The sequence below is a fragment of the Aquabacterium parvum genome (assembly GCF_001447195.1).
Classification (GTDB): domain Bacteria; phylum Pseudomonadota; class Gammaproteobacteria; order Burkholderiales; family Burkholderiaceae_C; genus Aquabacterium; species Aquabacterium parvum.
This window is the reverse complement of the sequence record NZ_LFRI01000088.1, coordinates 1-502: the sequence shown is the minus strand read 5'-3', so window position 1 is coordinate 502 and position 502 is coordinate 1. Positions and strand designations below refer to the sequence as shown.

General features: G+C 62.9%; 1 protein-coding gene. It reads right to left on the bottom strand.

The annotated features are described in order from the left end of the window. Positions 1 to 22: 22 nt before the first annotated feature. Positions 23 to 502: transposase (locus tag ABG80_RS03155; protein ID WP_152987433.1), on the bottom strand; the 480-nt coding region annotated here is incomplete at its 5' end.

Below are 502 nucleotides of genomic sequence, written 5' to 3'. Positions count from 1 at the left end.
TAGTCCGCCCTGAACAATTGCCTCACGCGGCAGTCAGCGCAACCTGAACGCGGTAGTGACAGGCCGAGCGCGCCAGCCAAGCCAAGACAACGGCCTGTAGATGGGCAACAAAAAGCCTCAACAGGCTCAGCAGCAGGCGGATGTTGTGCCCGGCACCGCACAGCACGGCATGCAGCGCATCGCCCAGCGCGCCCTTGAGTGGATTTCGATCCAGTCGTCCGTCGCTCTTCATGTGTCCGATCGTCGGCTCGATCGCGCTTCGCCGTTTGATCATGGCCTTCATCGTGCGCGTCACGCCTCGCCGCTGGCCTGATCTGAGAATCTGCACGCCCTCGACCTCGGCACCCTTGTAGCCCTTGTCCACCATCACAGTACGCGGCCGGTGGTTGGCCAGGATGCTCACCTGCTCGATGGTCTCATCCAGCGTGTGCCCGTCGTACGGATTGCCGGGCATGGAGCGCATGCCCACCACCAGGCCTTCTTTGAGCGTGGTCGCCAGTGT